The sequence below is a fragment of the Phycicoccus sp. CSK15P-2 genome (assembly GCF_016888005.1).
Classification (GTDB): domain Bacteria; phylum Actinomycetota; class Actinomycetes; order Actinomycetales; family Dermatophilaceae; genus Phycicoccus.
In genome coordinates this window covers 96,032-118,219 of the sequence record NZ_JAFDVE010000004.1, presented here as the reverse complement: position 1 = coordinate 118,219, position 22,188 = coordinate 96,032, and the positions used below count along the sequence as shown (strand labels likewise).

The window sequence follows — 22,188 nt, the reverse complement described above, 5'->3', positions numbered from 1 at the left end:
CAGGTCCAGATCTGCAGCTGGGCCCCGTTGTTGTTGACCCAGTCCTTGATGTCCAGGCACTTGTTCGCCTGCGGGTTGACCAGGTCACCCGCACTCGAGAGCACCCACTTCTGCGCCGCGTTCGACGAGCAGTTCGCGATCTGGACCGGAGTCCCGTCGGCCGTAGCACCACCGGCCACGTCCAGGCACTTGCCGTTGCTCGACTCGACCCGCCCGTTCGCGAAGGTCCACTTCTGCGCGACCGTCTGGTTGCACGTGTACATCTGCACCCGCTGACCGTCGTTGAACTGACGGTTCGGCACGTCCAGGCACTTCCCGTTCCAGTCGCTCACGACCGCCACGCCACCACCGGACGGAGGCGGCGGGTTACCGCCACCGCCACGGGTGTAGGCCGCGACGTAGTCGACGAGCATGTAGTGCCCCGGCTGGGTCGCGGACGTCGGCGTGGCCGACCCCTGGACCGCGTCGGGGAAGGACCCGCCCATCGCGAGGTTGAGCAGCACGAAGTAGCCCTCGTGACTGGTCATCTGGGACCACGCGGACGAGCCGACCTGGTCGGCGGTGACCCGATGGAACTGCTGGCCGTCGACGTACCAGCGCAGCTCGTTCGGGCTCGTGCTGCGGTCCCACTCGACCGCATAGGTGTGGAAGTTGCCCTGGCACGCAGCGCCGGGACAGGTGCGGCTGCCACCGAGACCCTCGAACTCGTTGCACGGGCCGTTCGGGGCCGTGCCGCAGTGCAGCACGCCCCAGACGGTGTTGATGCCGTTGACGTTCTCCATGATGTCGAACTCGCCGATGCCCGGCCAGTTCTGGTAGTTGCCGCGGTAGGGCGAGCCCAGCGTCCAGAACGCCGGCCAGTAGCCCGCGGCCGCGGCACCGGTGACGTTCGGCATCCGGATCCGCCCCTCGATGCGCAGCACGCCACCGTCGGCAGGCTTGAGGTTGCTGCGCCGGGACTCGATCCGAGCGCTCGTCCAGGTGCCGCCGCTGTCGCGCAGCGCGGTGATCTTCAGGTTGCCACCGCCGTCGAGCCCGAGGTTGGACGGGCTCGAGGTGTAGACCTGCTTCTCACCGGTGCCCCAGTTGGCCGGGCCGCCGGGGTAGCTCGTCCCGGTGTCGACGATCCACCGGGACGCGTCCGGCGGGGCGCCTGCGGCACCGTCGAAGTCCTCGGCCCAGACCTGGGTCCAGCCGTCGGGCGTCGGAGCCGCCTCGACATCCCCGGCAGTGACGAGGTGACCCGCGACGGCGACCGACGCGATGAGGAGGAGGCGGGGCATCGCCCGCCAGAGCCGTGCTGTTCTCATCCGTACGCCCCTCATCCCTTGTGCCACTTCTGGTTGGCGGACCCGGCACAGGTCCAGATCTGCAGCTGGGCCCCGTTGTTGTTGACCCAGTCCTTGATGTCCAGGCACTTGTTCGCCTGCGGGTTGACCAGGTCACCCGCACTCGAGAGCACCCACTTCTGCGCCGCGTTCGACGAGCAGTTCGCGATCTGGACCGGAGTCCCGTCGGCCGTAGCACCACCGGCCACGTCCAGGCACTTGCCGTTGCTCGACTCGACCCGCCCGTTCGCGAAGGTCCACTTCTGCGCGACCGTCTGGTTGCACGTGTACATCTGCACCCGCTGACCGTCGTTGAACTGACGGTTCGGCACGTCCAGGCACTTCCCGTTCCAGTCGCTCACAACCGCCACGCCACCACCGGACGGAGGCGGCGGGTTACCGCCACCACCGCCGCCACCGCCGCTGGGGCCGGTGAACGGGCTCAGGGTGATGCCGGCAGAGCGCGGGTCGCCGTCGTGCACGAGCGACTCGAAGTTGCCCACGTCGTCGTACGCGAACGCGTAGGCCTTGCCGTCCGCCATGTTCGCGTGGACCAGCCGAGCGTAGTGGTTCGGCGCGGAGTTCTTGTAGAACTGCGAGGCGTCGGTGCTCGGCTGGGTGTCGATGGTGCCGAGGGTGCCCCGGGTCAGCGCGGCGCAGAGCGTCCGCGAGATGGGTCCGACGACCTGGTCGTTGGGCGAGGGGAGGTCGCCGTCACAGCCCCAGACGCTGCTGTTGCTCGGCTTGTTGAAGGACGCGACCTGCGTGCCCGACCCGTTCGTGAAGTTCATCGTCGAGCCGGAGGTGCGGCCGTAGTACTTGACGTCCGGGCGGTCACCGAAGGGCTGCACGGTGAGCGTCTTGCTGCTGTACGCGCCCCAGGCCTGGTTGATGTAGGCGTCGAGGTAGTGAGCGTCCAGCAGCCCGGCGCCCACGGCCTTGCCCGGGGAGAGCACCCGGAGCACCGTGCCGTCACCGCGGGTGACCACGGTGCGGGCCCACGCGGACTGGGCCTTGATGCCGTCGATGACCTTGGTGCGCCCGTCGTCGACGATGAGCCCGGTGGACTTCTTCTGCCCACTCGCCCCGGTCACGGAGACCTCGTGCGGCATCGCGAACATGTCGACCTGGCTGCTGTTCAGCCACAGACCGGAGTCGTTGTACGTGAACTCGCTCCAGTCGAAGAGGATGTCGTGGTTCGGGTCGCTCGAGTTCCACGGCGCGGGCTGGACCAGGCCGTCGGGGGTGAGGAAGAACTTCAGCTTCTCCCCGAGCGAGAAGTAGACCCTCCCGCTGAAGTTGCGGGGCACCTGGAGCGTCGTGGAGCCGCCGTTGCCGGCGCCGCCGATGGAGACGTCCGGCGCGGGCGAGGGCGGGTTGGAGCCGGCCGGCCAGGCGTGGAAGGCGCCGCCGGCGTCCACGTAGCCGAGACGGCCGCTACCGAGGTCGATGCCGATGACGTACAGGTGCAGCGACCCGCCGCGGCCCGTGGAGTTGCTGATCGTCATCGGGAGGCGGTCCGGGCCGACGGCCGTCGCGGCGGGAGCGGCCGCGAGGCCGAGGAGCAGGAAGAGTGAGGTGAGCGCCGCGAGCAGGGTGCTCACGCGGCGGGGGACTGCTGACATAGAGGTCGACTCCTTCGTCGAAAGCGTCGGGGTGATGGGTAACTGGGTTCGAGGGACGACGACGGCCCGGGCGCCACAGAGACGACGCCCGGGCCGTAGCCGTCAGCTGGTCAGGCCCTTGATGAGCTGACCGTCGGAGGTGTCACCGGAGAGCTCCCAGAAGAAGGTCCCGGCCAGGCCCTGGGACCGCGCCCAGGCCGCCTTGGACTTCAGGGTCGCCGGCGTGTCGTAGCCCCACCACTGGTCCCCGCACTTGGCGTACGCGGTGCCTGCGACGGTGCCGGTGGCCGGGCAGGAGCTCCGCAGGACCTTGTAGTCCTCGATGCCCTGCTCGTACGTCCCGGGCGCCGGGCCGGATGCCGAACCGCCCGGTGTGCTCTGGCTGACGCCGGACCATCCGCGGCCGTAGAACGGCACCCCGAGAAGCATCTTGCTCCCGGGCACACCCTTGGACTTCAGCTTGCTGATGGCCGTCTGCGCGTCGAAGCCGGCCCTCGGCTGGCCCGGGAAGGACGTCAGTGGGGAGTGCGGAGCCGTCGGGCCGGTGCGGTCCCAGGCGCCGAAGAAGTCGTACGTCATGAGCATGTACCAGTCGACCGAGGACGCCGCCTGGTCGTAGCCGCCGGCGTCGATCTTGCCGCCCGAGGTGCCGTCGGCCGTGATGGCGGACGTCACGAGCTCGTTGCCGAAGCGCTGACGGAGTGCCCGCATGAGGTTCGGGTAGGCGTTGGGGCCGCTGCTGTCGCAGGTGTCGCCGCAGGCGTTGGGGTACTCCCAGTCGATGTCGATGCCGTCGAAGACACCGTTCCACCGGGCGTCGTGGACGAGGTCGTAGCAGCTGTTCGCGAAGGCGGTGGGGTTCTGTGCCGCCTGGCCGAACCCGCGCGACCACGTCCACCCGCCGAAGGACCAGACGACCTTGAGGTGCGGGTGCTTCTTCTTGAGCTTCTTCAGCTGGTTGAAGTTGCCGCGCAGAGCACCGGTGTCCCAGGTGTCGGCGACGCCGTCGACGCTGTCGGCCGCCGAGTACGCCTTGTCGTAGGCGGCGTACGAGTCGCCGATGGCGCACTTGCCGTTGGTCACGTTCCCGAAGGCGTAGACGATGTGCGTCATCCGCGCCGCCGAGCCCGAGGTGTCGATGTTCTTCACGTGGTAGTTGCGACCGTAGATGCCCCACTCGGCGAAGTAGCCGACGACCTTCTGGCTGCCCGACGGGGGCGGGGTGGTCGAGGTGGGGGTGGGGGACGGCGTGGGCGTGCTCGTCCGCGTGGGGGTGGGCGTGGGAGTCGGGCCACTGCCGCAGGCACCGTCGTCGACCCAGACGTCCCACTCGCCGCTGCGCTGCGCCGGGTTCTCGTTCTGGGTCCACCACTTGGCGGTGTAGGCGTGGCCGTCGTACGTCACCTTGTCGCCCTTGACGTAGACCGCGCTGCTGGACCAGGTGGTGCTCGGGCAGGTGACCGCGGCGTTCGCGGGTGCGACGGCCATCGGCAGCACGACGAGTCCGGCCAGGACGGCGAGCACGACACTGACGACAGCGAGTGGTCGTCTCCGTCGCGGTGGGGTGGGGTGGACGCCTGGCCTCATCGGTACCTCTTTCCCTGCTGTTTCCCTGCCAAATTAGTTAGTACTCTTTACTAACTGCTGGTAGTCTTCCGCTGATCGACGGCCCGTGACAAGGAGCGGACCAGGATTTTTGCGAACTTTTTAAGATTCTCTTGACACCACCCCGAAGTCGCTCGTGCAGGCACCACCACCGGCCCGATCCGCACTGCGCATCCCGGTCGCGGCGTCCTCGGGGCGTCCGTGACCCCCACGCGACTCACGTATCCTGGACGCCGATCGCGCCGCCGCATCCCGCAGCACCTCGGGCCCGGCGGCGCCCCGATGTCCCTCCCGAGGAGGCCAGCGTGCCCACGTACGCCTACGCGTGCACCGAGTGCGACCACCGCTTCGAGGTCGTCCAGTCCTTCAGCGACGACTCGCTCACCGTCTGCCCCGAGTGCGGGGGTCGCCTGCGCAAGCTGTTCAACGCGGTCGGGATCGTCTTCAAGGGCGGCGGCTTCTACCGCACCGACTCGCGCGACGGCTCGTCGTCGGGGTCCGCGGGGACCGACGGCTCCGGCTCGTCGTCCGGCAGCGGCGGCTCGTCCGGCTCGTCCGGCTCGAGCGGCTCGGGGTCGAACGGCTCGACGTCCGGTTCCACGGCCGGGTCCGGCTCGGCCCCGTCGTCCACAGGCTCCTCCGCTGGCTCCGCGTCGTCCACAACCTCGAGCTGACCGGCTCGTAGGAGTCCTACCCGGCCTAGCGTCGGGACGTGCCCACACTCCCCGCCCCCGTCGCGGCCGTCGCCGGCCCGGGACGACGCGCCCGATGGCGGCGCAGTGTCCTGCGCCGCGCACTGGCCGCGGCGTGCGTCGCCGCGGCCGTCCTGCTCCTCACCCGCGAGGTGCGCCCGCCGCCCGCGCCGACGGTGGCGGTCGTCCAGGCCACGGTGCACGTCCCGGCCGGCGCGGTCCTCGGTCCGGGCGACGTGCGCACCGCACGGGTCGTCGTGCCGGCGGCTCCACCGGGTGCCGCCACCGACACGGCCGAGGTCGTGGGGCGCCGGGTCGGGTCCGGCCTGGCCCCGGGAGAGGTCGTGACCAGCACCCGTCTCGTGCCGCGCAGCCCCGCCGACGGCCTCGAGCCGGGCGCCGTCGCCCTGCACGTGCTCGTCGCCGACCCCGGGTCGGCGGACGTCGTCGCACCCGGCCACCGGGTCACCGTGTTCCCCGGCACCGGCGGCCCGGCCCTCGCGCGGGACGCCCGGGTCCTCGCCGTCGACCCCGTCGCGGACACCGGGGTGACCGACCTCGCCGCGTCCTCGGCCGCCCGCGGGCTGCTGCTCGCGCTGCCCCCGGATGCGGCCGAAGGGGTCCTGGCCCAGCACGGGGGGCTGGACGGTGCACCTCTCGTCAACCTGCTGGTCACGGCGGTGTCCGAGCCGCGGGCGGAGACCGCGGAGCGCGGATGACCGCGGTGTCGGGCCGCCCAAGGGTGCACGGCAGCGTGATCCGACCGTCGCTGCGCGCGACGACACGGCGCGATGGCTCTACTCTCGGGGTCGATCGGCTCACTCATCGGAAGGACAGACCCATGCAGGGCTTCAAGGACTTCATCATGCGGGGCAACCTCGTCGAGCTCGCCGTCGCCTTCATCATCGGCGCGGCGTTCGCCACCGTGGTGACCGCGTTCACCGAGGTGATCATCGAGGGGCTGGCCAAGGCCGGCGGCGCACCGAACTTCGACGACTGGCAGCCGGGCGGGTTCACGAGCGTCGGCCCGTTCATCACCGCTCTCGTCGCGTTCCTCATCCTCGCGTTCGTCGTCTACTTCTTCATCGTCAAGCCGTACGCCGCGGCGCAGGCGCGGCTCTTCCCGAAGGAGCCGGAGGCCGAGACGATCGACCCCAACACCGAGCTCCTCAAGGAGATCCGCGACGAGCTCCGCGCCGGTCGCGCCTGACCGGTTCCACCACCGCCGACAGCGCGTCCGGGGCCCACAGCCACCTCGGCCGCCACCCCGGACGCGTTCCGGCTCACTCCCAGTGCGGCGGGCGCTGCTCGCGCAGCCACCGGTCGTGCTGCGGCTCGTCCGGGGTGTCGGCGTCGCGCGGGTGGTCCGCGAGGTCCGGGCTGTCGTCGGTGCGGGGGTTCGTCGCGGGCCGCACGGCCCTCCGTGGCCGCCGACGTGTCCTGCGCGGCGGCTCGTCGGCGGCGTCGGCGGCGTCAGTCACCCGGGGCCTCGCGCACCCCGACCGCCTCGAGGACCCGGGCGACGTCCCGCGCCGGGTCGCGGAACACGTCGGTCGACCACACCCGCAGGTGCCGCCAGCCGCGGCGTCGCAGCTGCTCGGTACGCAGCCGCTCACGGTCCCGGGCCGAGCCGCCACCGGCATAGGACGGCCCGTCGGACTCCACCGCCAGCAGTAGCCGACCCGTCCGGACGGGGTCCTCGACCGCGAGCTCCAGGGGCACCGCCGAGGTCCCGACGTCCTCGTGCACGACGAGGCCCTGCTCGCGCAGCCTTCGCGCGAGGTCGCCGAGGACGATCGAGCGGCCCTCCCCGGCAGGGGACTCCGGCCGACCGCCGTCGCGCGCCACACCCTCGACGTGCGCGAGGAGGGCGCGGAGCATCCGGGCACCCGGGGTGCGGAGCCGGTCCGGGTCCAGGTCGTCGGCCCCGATGGTCGAGACGACGGTGAGGGTGCGGCGGGCCCGGGTCAGGGCGACGGCGAGACGGCGGTGACCGGACTCGGTCCCGATGGGCCCGAAGCGGTGCAGCACCCGGCCGTGCGGGGTCTTGCCGAACCCCACGGTGATGAGGACGTCGTCCCAGGCCTCGCCCTGGACCTGGTCGGCGTCGCGCAGCGCGAACCGTCCGACCCGAGCGGGGTCGAAGAACGCGAGGTCGGCGTCCGGGAGTCCGTCGAGGGCCCGTCCCAACGCGTCCCGGACGAGCCGGCGATGGGTGGGGGTGAGCGCCACGACGGCGAGGGAGCGGTCGGCCCGGGTGCGGGCGTGCTCGAGGACGAGCTCGACGACCCGCACGACCTCGTCGGGGGTCGACTCCACGGCCGCCTCGCCCTCCGCGACGACGCCGTGACCGTCGACCGCGACGTGCCGGACGACCGGCCCCGACTCCGTACCGGGGAAGGTGACGAGGGCACCGTCGTAGAGCTCGGCGTCCGCGAAGGCGACGAGCCGTTCGTCGAGCGCCCGGTAGTGCCAGGTCAGCCGGCGGGCCGGGAGCGCACCACCCAGGGCGTCCAGCACCGACCCCTCGCCGGAGTCCTCCGGGGCATCCGCGCCGGCGGACACGACGAACGGCGCGGGGGGCAGCTGGAGCGGGTCGCCGACGACGACGACCTGGGAGGCACGGGTGAGCGCCGCCACCGCCTCGGCGGGCGCGATGAGCGACGCCTCCTCCAGGACGACGACGTCGAACCAGGCGCCCGGGGGAACGACGGACGGCACGGACAACGGGCTCATCGCCCAGCAGGGGCGCAGTGCCGTGAGGAGGTCGGGCATCCGGCGCAGGAGGTCGGGGAGCGGGTCGGGACGGGTGGCCCGACCGCCCTGGGCGCGCAGCTCGGTCTCCTGGGCGGGAGCGGTGCGCCGCACGTCCTGCACCCTCGCGGCCACCGCCGCACGCACCGCCGGCGCCCGCGACGCCCGTGCCTCGTCGTCGGCCTCGCGCAGGGCGAGGACCGCCTCGGTGAGCGCGGCGCCGTCGTGCTCGAGGACCCGGGGGTCGTGCGAGGAGATCTCGTCGGCGACCGAGCACCACCACACCCAGCGGAGCTCGGTGGCCACGCGGTCGGCCGGTACCCGCCGGGCCCGGAGGTCGGCGACGAGCTCCCCCAGCCCGAGCAGCTCGACGCGGTCGAGCGCCACCCGCACCCGGGGCGCGGCGGTCAGACGTGTCCGGGCCGCGGCGAGCTCGTCGACCCACTGGCCGACGGTGCGCAGGTCGACGTCGACGAGCCGCCGCTCGTCCTCGCCCACCGGCAGGCGGGCGTCGAGCCAGGTGAGGTCGTCGAGGAGCTGGTCGTGCGCCGCCTGCGCGCGGTCGAGCTCGACGGGGATCTCCGGTCGGCCCCCCGAGCCGGCCAGCTCGCGCCAGGCGTGCCGTTGCTCCTGGGCCTCGACGAGCGCGGCGTGGAGATCGGCGGGTGGGCGGCCCGGACGTAGGAGGGAGCGCGCCTGGCGGCGGATGCGCCACCGTTCCGCCATGCCCAGGTCACTGCCGAGCTCGCGCCGGACCGACGCCGACGCCGTGGCGGCGACGAGGTCACCGAGCGGGATGTCGAAGATCTCGGGGCGGAAGGTCTCGAGCGTGTCGCGGACCTGCCCGACGGTGGAGAGCACGCGGTGCCAGTCGAGCACCGTGGGGTGCTCGGGGAGATGGATCCCGCGGAAGACGTCGGCGAACGTCGAACGAGCGTCCTCGACCCCACCACGGGACAGCCGCTCGACCCGGGCGGCGGCCTCCTCCGCCTCCTCCGTGGTGCGCAGTGTCGCGGCGAACCAGGGGTCGTCGACACCGTCGCCGTCCCACGCCGAGTGCTCGGCGAGGGAGGTGAGAGCCTCGACGGCCTCGTCCAGCGTGGCGCGGTCGAGGCGGGCCAGGACCGCGCCGCTCACCCGGACCCGCGAACGGGGTGGGACGTCGAGCCGGGCGTGCCGCGAGACCTCTTCCTGCACCTCGTACAGCGTCGTGTCCCAGGGGTCCCGGCGGCCGTGCAGGGCGGCGACGTGGGTGTCCAGCACACGGGCCGCCTCGGCCGTGTCACGGCCGAGGCCGGACGAGCCGCGTCCGGTGTCAGGCCCGCCCGACGGGTCGGCCAGGACGCGGTCGAGGGAGCCCAGGAGCGCGTCGACGACGGCGCTCCGCCCGTGGCCGCCGTCCGGGAGGTCGAGGACGAGGTCGGCGAGCCCGACCTCGTCGAGCCGGTCGGTGACCCCTCGGAGGGAGGCACGGGTCGGCGACACGAGCAGCACCCGCTTGCCGTCCGCGGCGAGCGCCGAGACGAGGTTCGCGACGGTCTGGGTCGCGCCCGTCCCGGGCGGTGTGACGAGGGACAGGTGCGACCCGGCGCGGACCGCCTCGACGGCGTCCCGCTGGGCCGGGTCGGCCTCGAGGACGCATCCGCGGCCGGGCTCGTCGGTCAGGCCGGCGGTGTCCGGACCGACGGTGACCGCGGGCAGGGCGTCGCCGTACCCGGCGAGGGCGGCGACGACGTCGTCTCCCGCGAGGTCGGTCGCGGTGCCGAGGTCGGCCACGAGCGGTGCCTTGTAGTACGGGAAGGTCGAGAGGACGACCCGCGGGGTGACGGCGAAGTCGGGGACGGCGGAGCAGGCCTGGGCGAGTGCGGCGAAGACCGGGTACGGGTCGACCCCGCCGGTGGCCGTCGCGAGCGCCTCGAGCCTCGCGGTGTCGAGGCCGATCCCGTGCTCGGTGGTCAGGTACTGGACGAGCGCCGGGTTGACCTCGAGGTCGGTGCCGGGCTCCAGGACCCAGTCCCGGTGCCGGGCGTCGGCCGGACGCAGGCGGCAGGCCCGCAGGAGCACCGGTGCCGCGGGCTCGCGCGGGACGACGGTGCCGTTGGCCAGGACGACGGTCCAGGACGCCGTGCCGATGCCGAGGAAGGTGGTGCGGATGCCGTGGCCGGCCTCGAGCTCGGTGGCGGCGGCGTGCACGCGGTCGGCGCGGCGTCGGGCGTCGTCGAGGGCGGCCGGCTCACGGACGAGCTCGGTGAGCCGCACGGTGGCGCCGCCGAGCAGGCTGTTGCGCGTCCCGAGATGGCTCGAGGAGAGGTCGAGGGTGCCGGCGGGGAGGTCGCGGTACCAGAGCAGCGTGTTGGGCCCGCCGAGCTCGACGAGATGGTCGGTCCACCGCGCCTTCGCCTCGGCGACGCGCTCGGCACGGACCTCCGCGGGGTCGGGAGCGATGCTCAGGTGGCCTCCCCGTCCCTGGTCCTCGGGCACCGCGTCACCCTGCGAGCCTCCGCCGCGCGGCGGTGCCTCGCGCGCGGACCCGCTCGCTCTCACCGTCGCAGGCTAACAACGGGAGGCCCTCCGGCCGGGGAGGTCGGCGGTGGGTCGCCCGCGGCGAGGATCGGGCCGGCCGTCCGCCACACGGTCGACATCCACGGCGCGGCGCCCCCGGTGCTCCGGTCACCGGGCGGGTCGCGGAGCGGGCATCGCGTCGTCGACGGACACCGGCGAGGAGCGCAGGCGGTCCACGTCCCGCCCGGGTGGCTCGCCGAACAGACGCCCGTACTCGCGGCTGAACTGTGACGCGCTGTCATACCCGACCTCACGCGCCACCGACGCCGCGCTGCCCGCACCCGAGAGCAGCCTGGCCCGGGCGTGCTGCAGCCGTAGCCGCTTCTGGTACTGCAGGGGGCTCAGGGTGGTCGCGGCCCTGAAATGTCTGTTCAAGGTCGCGACGCTGACGTGGACCTCGTCCGCGAGGTCCTGGACACGCATCGGCAGGTCGAAGTGCGCCTTGATCCAGCCGATGGCCCGGGCGACCAACGCGATCCGCCCGTCGGCCATGCCGATCTGGCGGACCAGTCCTCCTTGGGGTCCGGTGAGCAGCCGCCAGTGGATCTCACGCCGGACGGAGTCCTCGAGCACGTGGCGGTCCGCCGGCGAGTCGAGCAGCCGGAGCAGCCGGAGCACGGGGTCGAGCACCTCCGGCGCGGCCGGGCTCACCGCCAGAGGCATCCCGTCGGGGACCGGACTGTGCCGAGTCTCGATGAGGAGCTGGGCGATCACCGCGGCGTCCAACGGCATGCTGAAGGCCTGGAACGGTTCCTCGGGGCTCGCGGAGACGACCTGCGAGGTCAGGGGCAGGTCGAGCGCGACCACCAGGTAGTCCCCCGCGCGGTACTCGAAGGTCCGGTCCGCCAGGATCGAGCGTTTGGCCCCCTGCGCGACGAGCGAGACCGCCGGATGGCTGATCGTCCCCAAGGGTCTCGTGGGTGTCGACGAGGAGAACACACCCATCCCGTCGACCCAGCGGGTCTGCCGATGCCCCGCCGTCAGAGCGGCGATGCGCTCGCCGATCTCGCGCAGGGTGGCGCCGGCCGGCCCGGGACTCTCCGACGATGCCCGCACGACTGCGCTCACGGGTCAAATGAACCACATGACCGGGCGCACCCTGGTCGCCGAGGTCACGCGATGAGCGGATCGGGCAACACGATGAGCGGATGGCCCTCGACCGGTCGTCACCCCTCGCGGTCCCATGGACGGACACCCGTCGTCGAACTGCGAGGAGCTCGCGTTGTCTCTCACGTCCTACGTCACCCTGGGCCGTTCCGGCCTGCGCGTCAGCCCGTTGACGCTGGGAACCATGACCTTCGGTCCCGACCACGGCTGGGGTGCCGGCCCGGAGGAGTCGCACGAGCTCCTCGCGGCCTACCTCGACCGCGGTGGCAACTCGATCGACACCGCCAACATCTACACGAACGGCCACTCCGAGGCGATCATCGGCGACCACCTCTCGGGCCGCCCGGGCCTGCGTGACCGGCTCGTGCTGGGGAGCAAGTTCTTCTGGAACCTGCACCTCGGGGACCCCAACGGCGGCGGGCCGAGCCGGAAGGCGGTCATCTCCCAGCTCGAGGACTCCCTGCGTCGGCTGCGCACCGACTACCTCGACATCTACTGGCTGCACAACTTCGACCCCACGACACCGGCCGAGGAGACGCTGCGCGCCCTCGACGACCTCGTGACTGCCGGCAAGGTCCGCTACGTCGGGTACTCCGACGTCCCCGCCTGGGCCACCGCGCATGCCTCCACCATCAGCGCCTTCCGTGGCTGGGCGCCCATCGTCGCCGTGCAGGTGGAGTACTCGCTGCTCGAACGCACCTCCGAGGGGGAGCTGGTCCCGATGGCCGAGGCGCTGGGCATGGGCGTCATGGCGTGGGGCCCACTACGCAGTGGGTTCCTGTCCGGCAAGTACGGCAGCGGGATCGACGTCTCGGGGGTCGACACCGCGCGTGGCAAGGTCCTCGGCGGGCCGCGGGACGAGCACTACCCGGTCATCGACGCCGTCAACGACGTCGCCGCACAGCTCGGGGTGTCGCCTGCCGCCGTGGCACTGGCATGGGTGCAGGGGCGCGGAGCCGTCAGCTCCACGCTCGTCGGGGCACGCAGCCTCGACCAGCTCACCACCAACCTCGATGCTCTCGACGTCGAGCTGCCCGACGAGCTCGTCGCGCGCCTCGACGCGGTGTCGACACCGACACTCAACTTCCCCGCCGCCAACAACGCCGGTCTGGCCGCCGTCGCGCGCAACGGCGGAGCCACCGTGGACGGCGTCGCCACCCCCGTGGCCCCGATGCTCGCCCACAGCGCAGAACGGTACTGACCGGCTCGACGCGCGGCCGATCTCACCGTCGGCCGACGGTCGCCGGGTCCTCCGCCGGGACCCGTGTCACGAGGGCGGCGAGGCCGATGGCGACGGCGAAGGCCAGCGAGGTGTACGAGAGGGCGGCGAAGCCGGCCCGCTCGACGACGACACCGGCGACCGCACCCCCACCACCGGCGGCGAGACCCATGAGGACGTCGGCGGCGCCCTGCGCTCCCGGACGCTCGGCCGCCGGCACCGCCGAGGTGAGCAGCGCCGACCCGGCGACGAGCGTGCACGACCAGCCGAGGCCGAGAAGGAACAGCCCGACGAGCAGTGTCGTCGAGCTGCCCGTGGGCGACGCGGCGGCGAGGAGGGTCGCCGCCGCGAGGATGCCGGCGCCGGTGAGGCTCACCGCGCGACCTCCGAAGCGGTCCGTGGCCATCCCGGTGAGCGGGGCGAACGCGAACATCCCGAGGATGTGGATGCTGATGACGAAGCCGATGACCCGCAGCTCGGCGTGCCCGTGCGCCATGTGGAGCGGGGTCATGACCATGACGCTCACCATCACGGCGTGGCCGAGGGCGAGGGCGAGCAGGCCGAGCCGGGCCACCGGGCGCTGCGCGACGACGCGCAGGCCACGAAGCACCGAGCCGTGGGTGGCCTCGTCCTCCTCGCCGTCGTCGAGGCGGCGGCGCCGCGCCTCGAGGAGCGGGTCCGGACGGAGGGTGAGGAGGACGACGCCGACGGCCAGCACGAGACCGGCGAGCGAGAACAGGAACGGCCCGACGAGCGCCGGGAGCCCGAGGGCCCGCGCGACGGGCGCGCTGGGCCCGACGAGGTTCGGGCCGAGGACGCTGCCGATGGTCGTGGCCCACACCACGAGGCTCAGCTGGCGCCCACGACGCTCGGGGGTGGCGAGGTCGACGGCCGCGAACCGGCTCTGGCTGTTGGACGCGACCGCGCCGCCGAAGAGCACGCTCGACACGAGCAGGAGCGTGAAGCTGCCGATGGCACCGGCGGTGACGAGACCGACGGCCCCGACGGCGGCGAGACCGTAGCCGAGGGCGAGCCCCGGGCGACGTCCGCGCGCCGCCATGAGCCGGGCCATCGGCACCGCGACGAGCGCCGCACCGAGGACCTGGAACGTCCCACCGAGGCCGGCGTAGCGGGCCGACCCGGAGACCTGCTCGGCGAGAAGCGCGCCGACGGTGGCCCCGGCGCCGACGCCCACTCCCCCGAGCACCTGGGAGGCCACGAGGCTCCCGACGACACGCCCCTGGGTGCGCTCGCGCTCGGCCGCCGCCGGGTGCGGGGCGGGTCCGGTCGTCACGTGAGCAGTATGCCGACGGCGTCGGACCGGCCGGGCCGGCGTCCCACCCGTGGCAGCGGGGGTCGTGACCGGGCCGCTCAGCCCTCCTCGGCCTGCTGCTCGTCGACGCGTCGCTTGATGATGCCCATGCCGGGGAGCTTGGCGATCATGAGGTTGAGCTCGCGGCTGACGTCGAGCAGGTCGTGGATGTCGGGCGCGACGGAGTCGAGCGTGGTGAGCACCGGCAGCACGTCGTTCTGCAGGCGCTCGGCGAGGGTCGGCAGGGTGTCGACGAGGGACACGAGCGCGTCGACCTCGTGCGGCTCGGTGGTCTCGGCGAGCCGCTCGATGGTCGGCTGGAGCGCGGCGAGCGACGGGGCGAGGCCGTCGGTGAGCTCGCTGACCCGGGTGAGCACCGGGGCCGCCGTGTCGACCGTGGCGGCGGTGCGGCGCAGCACGACCTCGGCCTCGCCGACGGTGGCGGCGGTGCGGGCGAGCACGGCGTCGCCGGCGTCGACCGCCACGGCGGTCCGGGCGAGCACGCCGTCGGCGGCCTCGACGGTGGCCGTGACGCGCAGGAGCAGATCCTCGGCGGCCGCGACCGTGACGTCGGTGTGCTCGATGACGGCGTCGGCCTCGGCGCGGGTGCGCTCGATGCGGCGCACCAGGGAGCGGGCGTCCTTGACGAGCTGTTCGGCCTCCCCGAGCAGCCCGACCATGCGCGGAACGGCGTCGAGCAGGGAGTCGACGACGTCGCCGGTGCGCGACACGGCGTCGACCACGTCGCGTGGACCGGGTACGGAGGGCAGGCGCATCCCGCCAACCTACCGGCCGGGCAGGGCGCTTCCCGGCGGTCGGGCGCGGAGGTCGTCGTCCCGTAGGCTGGTCCGCGGTCTTTCCCGCCCTCGTAGCTCAGGGGAAGAGCACTTCTCTCCTAAAGAAGGTGTCGCAGGTTCGAATCCTGCCGGGGGCACTCACTCGCGCGAGCTCGCGAGCGCGAGTGAGTGCCCCCGGGCGGATGACGGGAGCAATACCGGGCGGTGAGGAACGAACCGGCTCGTACTGCGGGTCCTGCCGGGGGCGGGGCCTCGGCAGAGGTAACAGGCGCTCGAACGGAGTGAGAGCGCCGGCGGGGGCACCGAACCCGAACGCGCGCCGGCGCGGGCTGGGACGGGGCCGACGGGACCATCCGGACGGCGACGACCTTTCGACGCGCAGCCCGTCCCACCAGCCTCCGAACCCCGTCCGGCGCCGCTCAGCTCGCGACGAACCGCTCGCGCCGGCCAGCGCGGCTGAGCCGGCGCCACGCCCGCCATCCCTCGTAGTCGCGGGCCTCGACCAGGTGGAACCAGGCGTAGCGGGCCTCGTCCGGCAGCCGCCGCCAGCGCAGTCCGGGGCGGCTCGTCAGGTACCCGAGGTTGCGGTACGTGATGGCGGCGCGCTCGGGGTCGGCGGGGACGTAGACCGGCACGCGGCCTCCGAGGACCCGCCGCACGTCCGCCATGCCGGAGGGATGGAGGTAGCCGGCGTCGAGGCATGTCCCGTACCCGAGCCCGCTGCGCACGAGACGCGCCGGTGCACCTCCACCTCGTCGCCGCGGACGAAGAGGCGTGGGTCGGGCACCCCGACGGCATCGAGCGCGCGGCGGACAGGACGCGCCCCACCCCCCAGCGCGACGGGGCCGTGCCGGTGAGCACGACGGCGGCCGCCGCGGCCAGCGGCCACAGGGCGGGCAGACCCGGGAAGGAGCGCGTCACGTCGAGCAGGAGGCCGCAGGACAGCAGCCCGGCGACGCCGGCCCACCCCAGCGGCACCGCCACGACCGCGGACACCCGGACCCGCGTGACGACGAGTGCGAGCAGACCACCGAGGGCGAACTCCCACAGCCGGGCCCCGGTGTCGAAGTAGGCGAACGACTGGCGGGTCCCGACGGTCGCCACCGCGTACCAGAACGACGCGGCGGCGACGGCTCCGAGCCCGGCACCCACCGCGGCCCGGACGGGGACCCGGGTCCGCCGGGCGAGGACCGCGAGAAGGACGAGCAGGACCGGCCAGAGGAGGAACACCTGCCCCTGGACCGACAGCGACCACATGTGCTGGAGCGGGCTCGCCGCGCCCTTGTCGGCCGCGTAGTAGTCGACCGCGCGCTGGGCGAGCACCCAGTTCTCGACGTACGCCGTGGACCCGGCCGCGTCGACGAGCACCGCGCGCCACCGGGTCGCCGGCAGCAGGAGCCACACGGCGACCACGGTGGCGGCCACGACCACGGCCGCCGCCGGCAGCAGCCGCTGGAAGATCCGGAGCCAGTACCGACGCAGGTCCACGCGTTCCTCTCGCTCCAGCCGGCGGACCAGGCCGCCGGTGAGGAAGAACGCGGAGAGGAAGAGGAACACGTCCACACCGCCGGAGACCCGCCCCAGCCACACGTGGTAGGTGACGACGAGCAGCACCGCGAGCGCACGGAGGCCCTCGATGTCGTCACGTCGCCCGGCCGGGGCACGTCCAGCGGAAGCCACCCCCTCATCCCACGGCAGCCCGATGACGCGGAACGGGACCGGACATGACGTGCCGGTGACGACCAGGAGACGGGGAGACGGGGTGCGCGGCACCGTGCGGGGAGTCATGGGTCGTCGCTGGTGCGGGTGCCCGCCACCCTCGCGCGCCCGCCGGCAGGTGGGGCCTGGGTATCGTCGGCCAGGTGATCCGCGTCGTGCTGGCCGATGACGAGGCGATGATCCGGGCCGGTGTACAGGCCATCCTCGCCTCGGCCCCGGACATCGACGTGGTGGCCGAGGCGGCCGACGGGCGGGAGGCGGTGACGGTCGCCCGAGCGCACCGGCCGGACGTCGTGCTGCTCGACATCCGGATGCCGGTCCTCGACGGGCTGTCGGCTGCGGAGGAGCTGCGACGCGTCCTCCCCGAGACGGCGGTGGTGATGCTGACGACGTTCTCGGAGGACGAGTACGTCGCGCGGGCCCTCGAGAGCGGCGTGAGTGGTTTTCTCCTCAAGTCCGGGGACCCGTACGAGCTGATGGCTGCCGTGCGCACCGCACACGAGGGCGCGTCGTACCTCTCGCCGACCGTGGCTCACCGCGTCATCCAAGAGGTGCGCGGCAGCCGCTGGTCCCGCCAGATCGCGTCACGGGAGCGCCTCGAGGCGCTCACGCCCCGGGAGCGTGACGTGCTGGCACTGGTGGGCGCGGGTCTGTCCAACGCCCAGATCGGGCGACGGCTCCATCTCGTCGAGGGCACGGTGAAGGCCTACGTCAGCTCGTTGATGGGCCGGCTCGGTGTGAGCAACCGAGTCCAGGCGGCGGTGCTCGCCCACGAGGCGGGACTCGTCCCCGAGGACACGGCCGAGGAGCACTGACCCGTCCCGCGGCCCGGGTCACACGTCGCGGCGGCCCAGGACGACGATGCTCGCGACGACGGCGGCGGCCGCCCAGCCGACGAGCACGAGGCCGTCGGCCCATTCGCCCGCGAGGAACCGGTACCCGGCCGGTGCCGGTGTGTGGTCCCCCACCGCGGCCAAGACCTCCCCCAGGGCCGACCCGGTGAGACGTTCCGCGCCCAGCTGGAGGAGCTCGGGTACCACGAGGAGCAGGAGCACCAGGACCGCCATTCCCCCGGCCGTACGGCGCAGGACGCCCCCGATCCCCGACGCGACCACGGCGACGGCTCCGAGGTAGGCGGCCAACGCCGCGACGTCGCGCAGCTGCGAGACCCCCAGATCGCCGAGCTCTCCGAAGCGCGCGGCCGCGACGAGCACCGCCACCGTCACGACGGCCAACCCGAGCCCGGAAACCGTTCCGGCCGCGACCAGCGCCTTGGCCACCACGACCCGGGACCGCACCGGCGTACAGACGACCGACACGGTGATGCTGCGCGAGGCGAACTCCGCGGTCATCATCAGCATGGCGAAGGCCGCGAGCACGTACTGGACGAAGTACAGGACACCACCGGTCACCACCACGACGGACTGCACGGTGCCGGGATCGCCGTCGTCCGTCTCGAGCAACGCCACGAGGACCAGCAACGCCGCCGAGCCGCCGCAGAACCACCAGGTGGACCGCAGCGTCCGGACCTTGAGCAGCTCGGCGGCGGCCGTCGACATCGTGGTCGCCGCCGGCGGCGGGCCGGTCGCAGCGGTCGGAGCCTTCATGCTTCTGCTCCGTACTCGACGCTGTCAGCGGTCAGGCGCATGTAGGACTCCTCCAGAGTCGGTTCGATCGCGGTCAGCTCGTGCAGGAGCACACCGAGCTCGTGAGCGACGGCACCCACCCGCTCGGGTGTGACGCCGGGGATCGACAGCTCCTCGGCACCGGACCAGGTCGCATCCGCGAAGGCCCCGGTGAGCTGCCGCAGGTCGGGGCCGCGCACACGGGTCCCCCGGCCCGCGAGCAGGGCCGACATCGGCTCGTCCGCGACGAGCCGACCCCTGCCGACCACGACCAGCCGGTCTGCGGTCTGCTGCACCTCGGACATCAGGTGCGAGCAGATGAAGACCGTCCGCCCCTCGGCCGCCAGCGAGCGCAGCAGCCCCCGGATCCAGCGCACGCCGTCGGGGTCGAGCCCGTTGACGGGCTCGTCGAGCATCACGACCTCGGGATCCCCCAGGAGCGCACCGGCAATCCCGAGCCGCTGACCCATCCCCAGCGAGTACGTCCCGGCCCGACGCCGAGCGGCCTCGGTCATGCCGGTCAGGGCGAGCACCTCATCGACCCGGGCGACCGGGATGCGCTGGGACAGCGCCATGGCTCTCAGGTGGTCACGTCCCGAGCGCGCCGGATGGACGGCTCGGGCATCGAGCAACGCGCCGACGGTGCGCAACGGCTGCTCGAGCTCGACATAGGGGCGACCGGCCACGTGGGCCGTCCCGGAGGTCGGCGCGTCGAGCCCGAGAACCATCCGCATCGTCGTGGACTTCCCGGCACCGTTGGGGCCGAGGAACGCCGTGACGGTACCGGGCTCGAGCTCGAGGCTCAGGCGGTCGACGGCAGTCTTGTCGCCGTAGCGTTTGGTGAGGTCGACCAGTCGGATCACGGACGAGGACGCTACGGAGGACGCACGCCCTCCTCAGCCGACGATCGTCACGACCCGGTACTGACCTTCGTCGGTGTTCCGCGGCTCGATGATGCGTAGCGTAGCCATCGTGGAACGTCTCCGCGGCCTGATGAGGCGGGCACCCGCGGTCGACCTCGCGGTGTGGGTGACCGTCGCCCTCCCGGTGGTGCTCGCGTCCGAACCGCTCCCCGAGGACTCGGCCGTCTCGGCGGGCACGTTCCGGGTCGGCGCGCTGGTGCTCCTCGCCGCCGCGGTGCCGTTGGCACGCCGCGCGCCCCTGGCGGCCGCCCTGCTGCCTGCGGCCTACGCGCTGGTCCTGACCGGGCAGCTCTACAGCGAGGAGCTCCTCCTGGCCGAGCCGGTGTTCGCGTTCCTGCTGGGTCGTCGCACCACGGGTTCACGGGCCGCGGTGCAGCTCGCCGGCTTTCTCGTCCTGGTCGCCCTGCTCCACGCGGTCGCCGTGGGCGGCGGCTCGGTCGAGGGCTGGCTCGAGCTGGCGGGTTCGCTGCTGTTGCAGGCAGCGCTCCCGTGGACGGCGGGGCAGTACGTGCGCCAGTACGCAGAGCTGCTCCGGAGCGGATGGGAGCTGGCAGAACGGCTCGACCACGAACGCGAGGTCGTCGCCGAGCAGGTCCGGCTACGGGAACGCGCGCGCATCGCCGCCGACATGCACGACTCGCTCGGGCACGAGCTCAGCCTCATCGCGGTGCGCGCCGCTGCTCTGGAGGTCTCCTCGGACGTCGGAGCGCGAGGCCACCGGTCCGCCGGGGAGCTACGCCGGGCCGCTGCCGCGGCCACCGAACGGATGCGGGACATCGTCGGCGTGCTCCGCGAGGACGACGGACAGCCGTCCGTCCTCCCGGCCGACGACTCCGTCGCAGCGCTGGTCCGCCGCGCCGCGGAGTCGGGGATGCCGGTCGTGCTCGACGACGCGCCGTCCCGCCCGCCGGTCGCCGTTCCGGAAGCCGGCCGGCGAGCGGCCTACCGCGTCGTGCAGGAGGCCTTGACGAACGCCGCGCGTCACGCGCCCGGAGCCCCGGTGACTGTCACGCAGCGGCTCGACGAGACCCGGGGTCACCTCACCGTGACGGTCGTCAACGGCGTCCCACCGAGGAAGGCCCCGCCGACCCGAGCCCTCGGCAGCATGGGTCACGGGCTCATCGGCATCGACGAACGCGTACGGCTCGCAGGCGGCACGATGACCGCGACCCCCGTCACCGGCGGCTTCGCCGTCCGGGCACGGATCCCGGTCACCCCCCGACCGGCACCGGCACCGGCCGCTGCGCCCCTGCCCGCCAGGGAAGCCCGGACCGCAGCACGACGGCAGCTCCAGCGTGGCGTTCTGGCCGCCTTCTGGGCCCCGCTGGCACTCGGCCTGGTCCTCGTGGTGATGCGTGCCGTCGACCCCGGACAACCGTGACGCCCGACGTCGCCCTGCGGTGACGACCGCACGTCGGACCACCACCGACCATCTCGGACCCGGGACGACGACGGTGACCGAGACCGCGGTGCACGCGACCCACTGCGCGTCCAGGCAGCTGTGTCGCTCGGACGAGCGACACAGGGGTTCTCCGGAGGCCCGTCGCGGTCCGTTCAGCGGGCTGGTACGGCCTCGAGGTGCAGGAGGAGCCCCTGTGCCGGTGCGAGCACCGGCAGCGGCAGCCCGGCCTCGCCGAGGACACGGCCGGAGCTCTTCCCGCTCCGCGCCGGCGAGGAGGTGGCCCTGGACGACGCCGGGTCCGGGCGCATCTGGTCCGAGCACGCCCGCGTGGAGGACGACGTCGAGGTCCTGCACTCCTACACCTCGGGGCCCCTCGCGTCGCATCCGGCCGTGACGCGACGGCCGGTGGGCTCGGGCGCCGCGTGGTACCTCGGCACCCTGCCCGACGACGCCACCCTCGGGGCCCTGCTGGACCGGGTCCTCGTCGAGGCCGGGGTCGCTCCCGCGGCCGAGGTCCCACCCGGGGTCGAGGTGACCCGGCGGCGTTCCGCCACCGGCTCGTGGCTGTTCGTCCTCAACCACACCGACGCGGACTGCGAGGTGGCCGTGAGCGGGCACGACCTCGTCTCGCGCACCGACATCGGGCCGGTGGCCACCGTCCCGGCCCGCTCCGCAGCCGTCGTCCGGGAGGGATGATGCTCGCGAGCCAGCGCCGCGCCGCCATCGTCGCGATCGTCGAGGAGCACGGCGCCGCCCGGGTCTCCGAGCTCGTCGAACGGCTTGGGGTGTCGGACATGACGGTCCGGCGGGACATCGAGCGCCTCGACGGCGAAGGGCTTCTCGAGCGGGTGCACGGCGGAGCGGTCGCGGCCGCCCCACGCGCAGCGGACGAGCCGGGCTTCTCGGTGAAGTCGACCCTGATGACGGCCGAGAAGCAGGCCGTCGCCGCAGAGGCCGCCAGGCTCGTGCAGCCGGGCGCCACCATCGGCATCTCCGCGGGCACGACGACCTACGAGCTGGCCCGCGTCCTGCGTGCGGTCCCGCAGCTGACCGTCGTCACGAACTCGGTGCCCGTCGCGCAGCTGCTCCACGAGTCCGCCGCGGCGGGTCACGTCGTCGTGCTGACGGGCGGGGTCCGCACGCCGTCCGACGCGCTCGTGGGCCCGGTCGCCGTCACGGCCCTGGGCGGGCTGCACGTCGACCGGCTCTTCCTCGGCGCCCACGGCATCGACCGGTGGGCGGGCCTCACGACACCCAACCTGGTCGAGGCCGAGACGAACCGCGCCCTCGTGCGGTCGGCACGCACGGTGTGCGTGCTCGCGGACCACACGAAGGTGGGCATCATCGGGCTGTCCACCTTCATGGGCCTGTCCGAGGTCGACACCCTCATCACGGACTCGGGTGTCTCGGCCAAGGACCGGGCCGTGCTCGAGGAGTCGGTGATGCACCTCGTCCGCGCCGAGCCCACCGGAGGGCCCTCGGCGTCGTCCCGCGCGGACAACGCCGGGTGACACCGGG

The 22,188-nt window shown here is 73.2% G+C and carries 19 protein-coding genes, 1 tRNA gene and 1 pseudogene; 9 read left to right on the top strand and 12 right to left on the bottom strand.

Features of this window, described 5'->3' with window-relative positions; translation table 11 throughout:
- The 3 genes from JQN72_RS03430 to JQN72_RS03420 all read right to left on the bottom strand — a co-directional run.
- The coding region (locus tag JQN72_RS03430) for a ricin-type beta-trefoil lectin domain protein (RefSeq protein WP_204133761.1) at window positions 1-1,310 on the bottom strand (1,310 nt) is incomplete at its 3' end.
- Window positions 1,311-1,321: 11 nt separating this feature from the next.
- Window positions 1,322-2,953 (bottom strand): beta-1,3-glucanase family protein, encoded by a 1,632-nt coding sequence (locus JQN72_RS03425; RefSeq protein WP_204133760.1) that lies wholly within the window; start codon window positions 2,951-2,953, stop codon window positions 1,322-1,324.
- 102 nt (window positions 2,954-3,055) lie between these two features.
- Window positions 3,056-4,477 carry a glycosyl hydrolase family 18 protein gene (locus JQN72_RS03420; protein WP_307812394.1) on the bottom strand — a complete coding sequence of 474 codons (1,422 nt, stop codon included), beginning with the start codon at window positions 4,475-4,477 and terminating at the stop codon, window positions 3,056-3,058.
- Between the two features lie 386 nt (window positions 4,478-4,863).
- Here JQN72_RS03420 and JQN72_RS03415 point away from each other — a divergent pair, with 386 nt between their 5' ends.
- From JQN72_RS03415 to mscL, 3 genes are all read left to right on the top strand, one after another.
- The gene (locus tag JQN72_RS03415; RefSeq protein ID WP_204133759.1) at window positions 4,864-5,232 is read left to right on the top strand and encodes an FmdB family zinc ribbon protein; all 369 of its coding nucleotides are present in this window, start codon (window positions 4,864-4,866) and stop codon (window positions 5,230-5,232) included.
- Window positions 5,233-5,270: 38 nt separating this feature from the next.
- Window positions 5,271-5,969, top strand: a complete 699-nt coding sequence (locus JQN72_RS03410; RefSeq protein WP_204133758.1) for an SAF domain-containing protein — start codon at window positions 5,271-5,273, stop codon at window positions 5,967-5,969.
- 122 nt (window positions 5,970-6,091) lie between these two features.
- Complete coding sequence (gene mscL / locus JQN72_RS03405; protein WP_204133757.1) at window positions 6,092-6,460, top strand: large conductance mechanosensitive channel protein MscL; 369 nt, start codon at window positions 6,092-6,094, stop codon at window positions 6,458-6,460.
- Between the two features lie 73 nt (window positions 6,461-6,533).
- On the opposite strand, the gene JQN72_RS03400 is transcribed toward mscL, so the two are convergent.
- The 3 genes from JQN72_RS03400 to JQN72_RS03390 all read right to left on the bottom strand — a co-directional run bounded on the left by JQN72_RS03400 (window position 6,534) and on the right by JQN72_RS03390 (window position 11,634).
- Entirely contained in the window at window positions 6,534-6,731 is a 198-nt protein-coding gene (locus tag JQN72_RS03400) for a hypothetical protein (protein WP_204133756.1), read from the bottom strand.
- Window positions 6,724-10,548 (bottom strand): DNA helicase, encoded by a 3,825-nt coding sequence (locus JQN72_RS03395; protein ID WP_307812393.1) that lies wholly within the window; start codon window positions 10,546-10,548, stop codon window positions 6,724-6,726. Before JQN72_RS03395 ends, JQN72_RS03400 begins: the two co-directional genes overlap by 8 nt.
- Window positions 10,549-10,674: 126 nt before the next feature.
- Complete coding sequence (locus JQN72_RS03390) at window positions 10,675-11,634, bottom strand: AraC family transcriptional regulator (protein WP_204133755.1); 960 nt, start codon at window positions 11,632-11,634, stop codon at window positions 10,675-10,677.
- Window positions 11,635-11,749: 115 nt separating this feature from the next.
- Between JQN72_RS03390 and JQN72_RS03385 the strand changes: the two genes are divergently transcribed.
- Window positions 11,750-12,874, top strand: a complete 1,125-nt coding sequence (locus tag JQN72_RS03385) for an aldo/keto reductase (protein WP_255541702.1) — start codon at window positions 11,750-11,752, stop codon at window positions 12,872-12,874.
- Between the two features lie 22 nt (window positions 12,875-12,896).
- Here JQN72_RS03385 and JQN72_RS03380 read toward each other — a convergent pair whose 3' ends face one another.
- Complete coding sequence (locus JQN72_RS03380; protein ID WP_204133753.1) at window positions 12,897-14,186, bottom strand: MFS transporter; 1,290 nt, start codon at window positions 14,184-14,186, stop codon at window positions 12,897-12,899.
- Between the two features lie 77 nt (window positions 14,187-14,263).
- Window positions 14,264-14,980 (bottom strand): hypothetical protein, encoded by a 717-nt coding sequence (locus JQN72_RS03375; RefSeq protein WP_204133752.1) that lies wholly within the window; start codon window positions 14,978-14,980, stop codon window positions 14,264-14,266.
- Between the two features lie 86 nt (window positions 14,981-15,066).
- Between JQN72_RS03375 and JQN72_RS03370 the strand changes: the two genes are divergently transcribed.
- Window positions 15,067-15,138, top strand: a tRNA-Arg gene (locus JQN72_RS03370).
- Window positions 15,139-15,420: 282 nt separating this feature from the next.
- Here JQN72_RS03370 and JQN72_RS18195 read toward each other — a convergent pair.
- Together JQN72_RS18195 and JQN72_RS19030 are read right to left on the bottom strand one after the other, a co-directional pair.
- Window positions 15,421-15,729: a hypothetical protein gene (locus JQN72_RS18195; RefSeq protein ID WP_239100041.1), complete on the bottom strand. Its 309-nt coding sequence runs from the start codon at window positions 15,727-15,729 to the stop codon at window positions 15,421-15,423.
- 154 nt (window positions 15,730-15,883) lie between these two features.
- Window positions 15,884-16,789 (bottom strand): annotated as a pseudogene (locus JQN72_RS19030) (acyltransferase family protein); the annotation flags it as partial.
- Between the two features lie 74 nt (window positions 16,790-16,863).
- Here JQN72_RS19030 and JQN72_RS03360 point away from each other — a divergent pair.
- Complete coding sequence (locus tag JQN72_RS03360) at window positions 16,864-17,535, top strand: response regulator transcription factor (protein WP_204133750.1); 672 nt, start codon at window positions 16,864-16,866, stop codon at window positions 17,533-17,535.
- An 18-nt stretch (window positions 17,536-17,553) separates the two neighbouring features.
- On the opposite strand, the gene JQN72_RS03355 is transcribed toward JQN72_RS03360, so the two are convergent.
- Both JQN72_RS03355 and JQN72_RS03350 read right to left on the bottom strand, forming a co-directional pair.
- A complete protein-coding gene (locus tag JQN72_RS03355; protein WP_204133749.1) occupies window positions 17,554-18,327 on the bottom strand; it encodes a hypothetical protein in 774 nt (257 codons plus the stop codon).
- On the bottom strand, window positions 18,324-19,208 hold the full coding sequence (locus tag JQN72_RS03350; RefSeq protein WP_204133748.1) for an ABC transporter ATP-binding protein: 885 nt from the start codon (window positions 19,206-19,208) through the stop codon (window positions 18,324-18,326). Before JQN72_RS03350 ends, JQN72_RS03355 begins: the two co-directional genes overlap by 4 nt.
- 109 nt (window positions 19,209-19,317) lie before the next feature.
- Between JQN72_RS03350 and JQN72_RS18665 the strand changes: the two genes are divergently transcribed.
- From JQN72_RS18665 to JQN72_RS03335, 3 genes are all read left to right on the top strand, one after another.
- Window positions 19,318-20,649: a sensor histidine kinase gene (locus JQN72_RS18665; protein ID WP_204133747.1), complete on the top strand. Its 1,332-nt coding sequence runs from the start codon at window positions 19,318-19,320 to the stop codon at window positions 20,647-20,649.
- A gap of 120 nt (window positions 20,650-20,769) precedes the next feature.
- Window positions 20,770-21,366: a beta-galactosidase trimerization domain-containing protein gene (locus tag JQN72_RS03340; protein WP_307812392.1), complete on the top strand. Its 597-nt coding sequence runs from the start codon at window positions 20,770-20,772 to the stop codon at window positions 21,364-21,366.
- Window positions 21,366-22,181 (top strand): DeoR/GlpR family DNA-binding transcription regulator, encoded by an 816-nt coding sequence (locus JQN72_RS03335; RefSeq protein ID WP_204133745.1) that lies wholly within the window; start codon window positions 21,366-21,368, stop codon window positions 22,179-22,181. The genes JQN72_RS03340 and JQN72_RS03335 overlap by 1 nt, the downstream gene beginning before the upstream one ends.
- The last annotated feature ends 7 nt before the right edge of the window (window positions 22,182-22,188 follow it).

Coding starts and splice junctions, on each gene's coding strand:
- JQN72_RS03355 (WP_204133749.1), bottom strand. CDS start 18,327: ATGAAGGCTCCGACCGCTGCGACCGGCCCGCCGCCGGCGGCGACCACG.
- JQN72_RS03425 (WP_204133760.1), bottom strand. CDS start 2,953: ATGTCAGCAGTCCCCCGCCGCGTGAGCACCCTGCTCGCGGCGCTCACC.
- JQN72_RS03375 (WP_204133752.1), bottom strand. CDS start 14,980: ATGCGCCTGCCCTCCGTACCCGGTCCACGCGACGTGGTCGACGCCGTG.
- mscL (WP_204133757.1), top strand. CDS start 6,092: ATGCAGGGCTTCAAGGACTTCATCATGCGGGGCAACCTCGTCGAGCTC.
- JQN72_RS03335 (WP_204133745.1), top strand. CDS start 21,366: ATGCTCGCGAGCCAGCGCCGCGCCGCCATCGTCGCGATCGTCGAGGAG.
- JQN72_RS03385 (WP_255541702.1), top strand. CDS start 11,750: ATGGACGGACACCCGTCGTCGAACTGCGAGGAGCTCGCGTTGTCTCTC.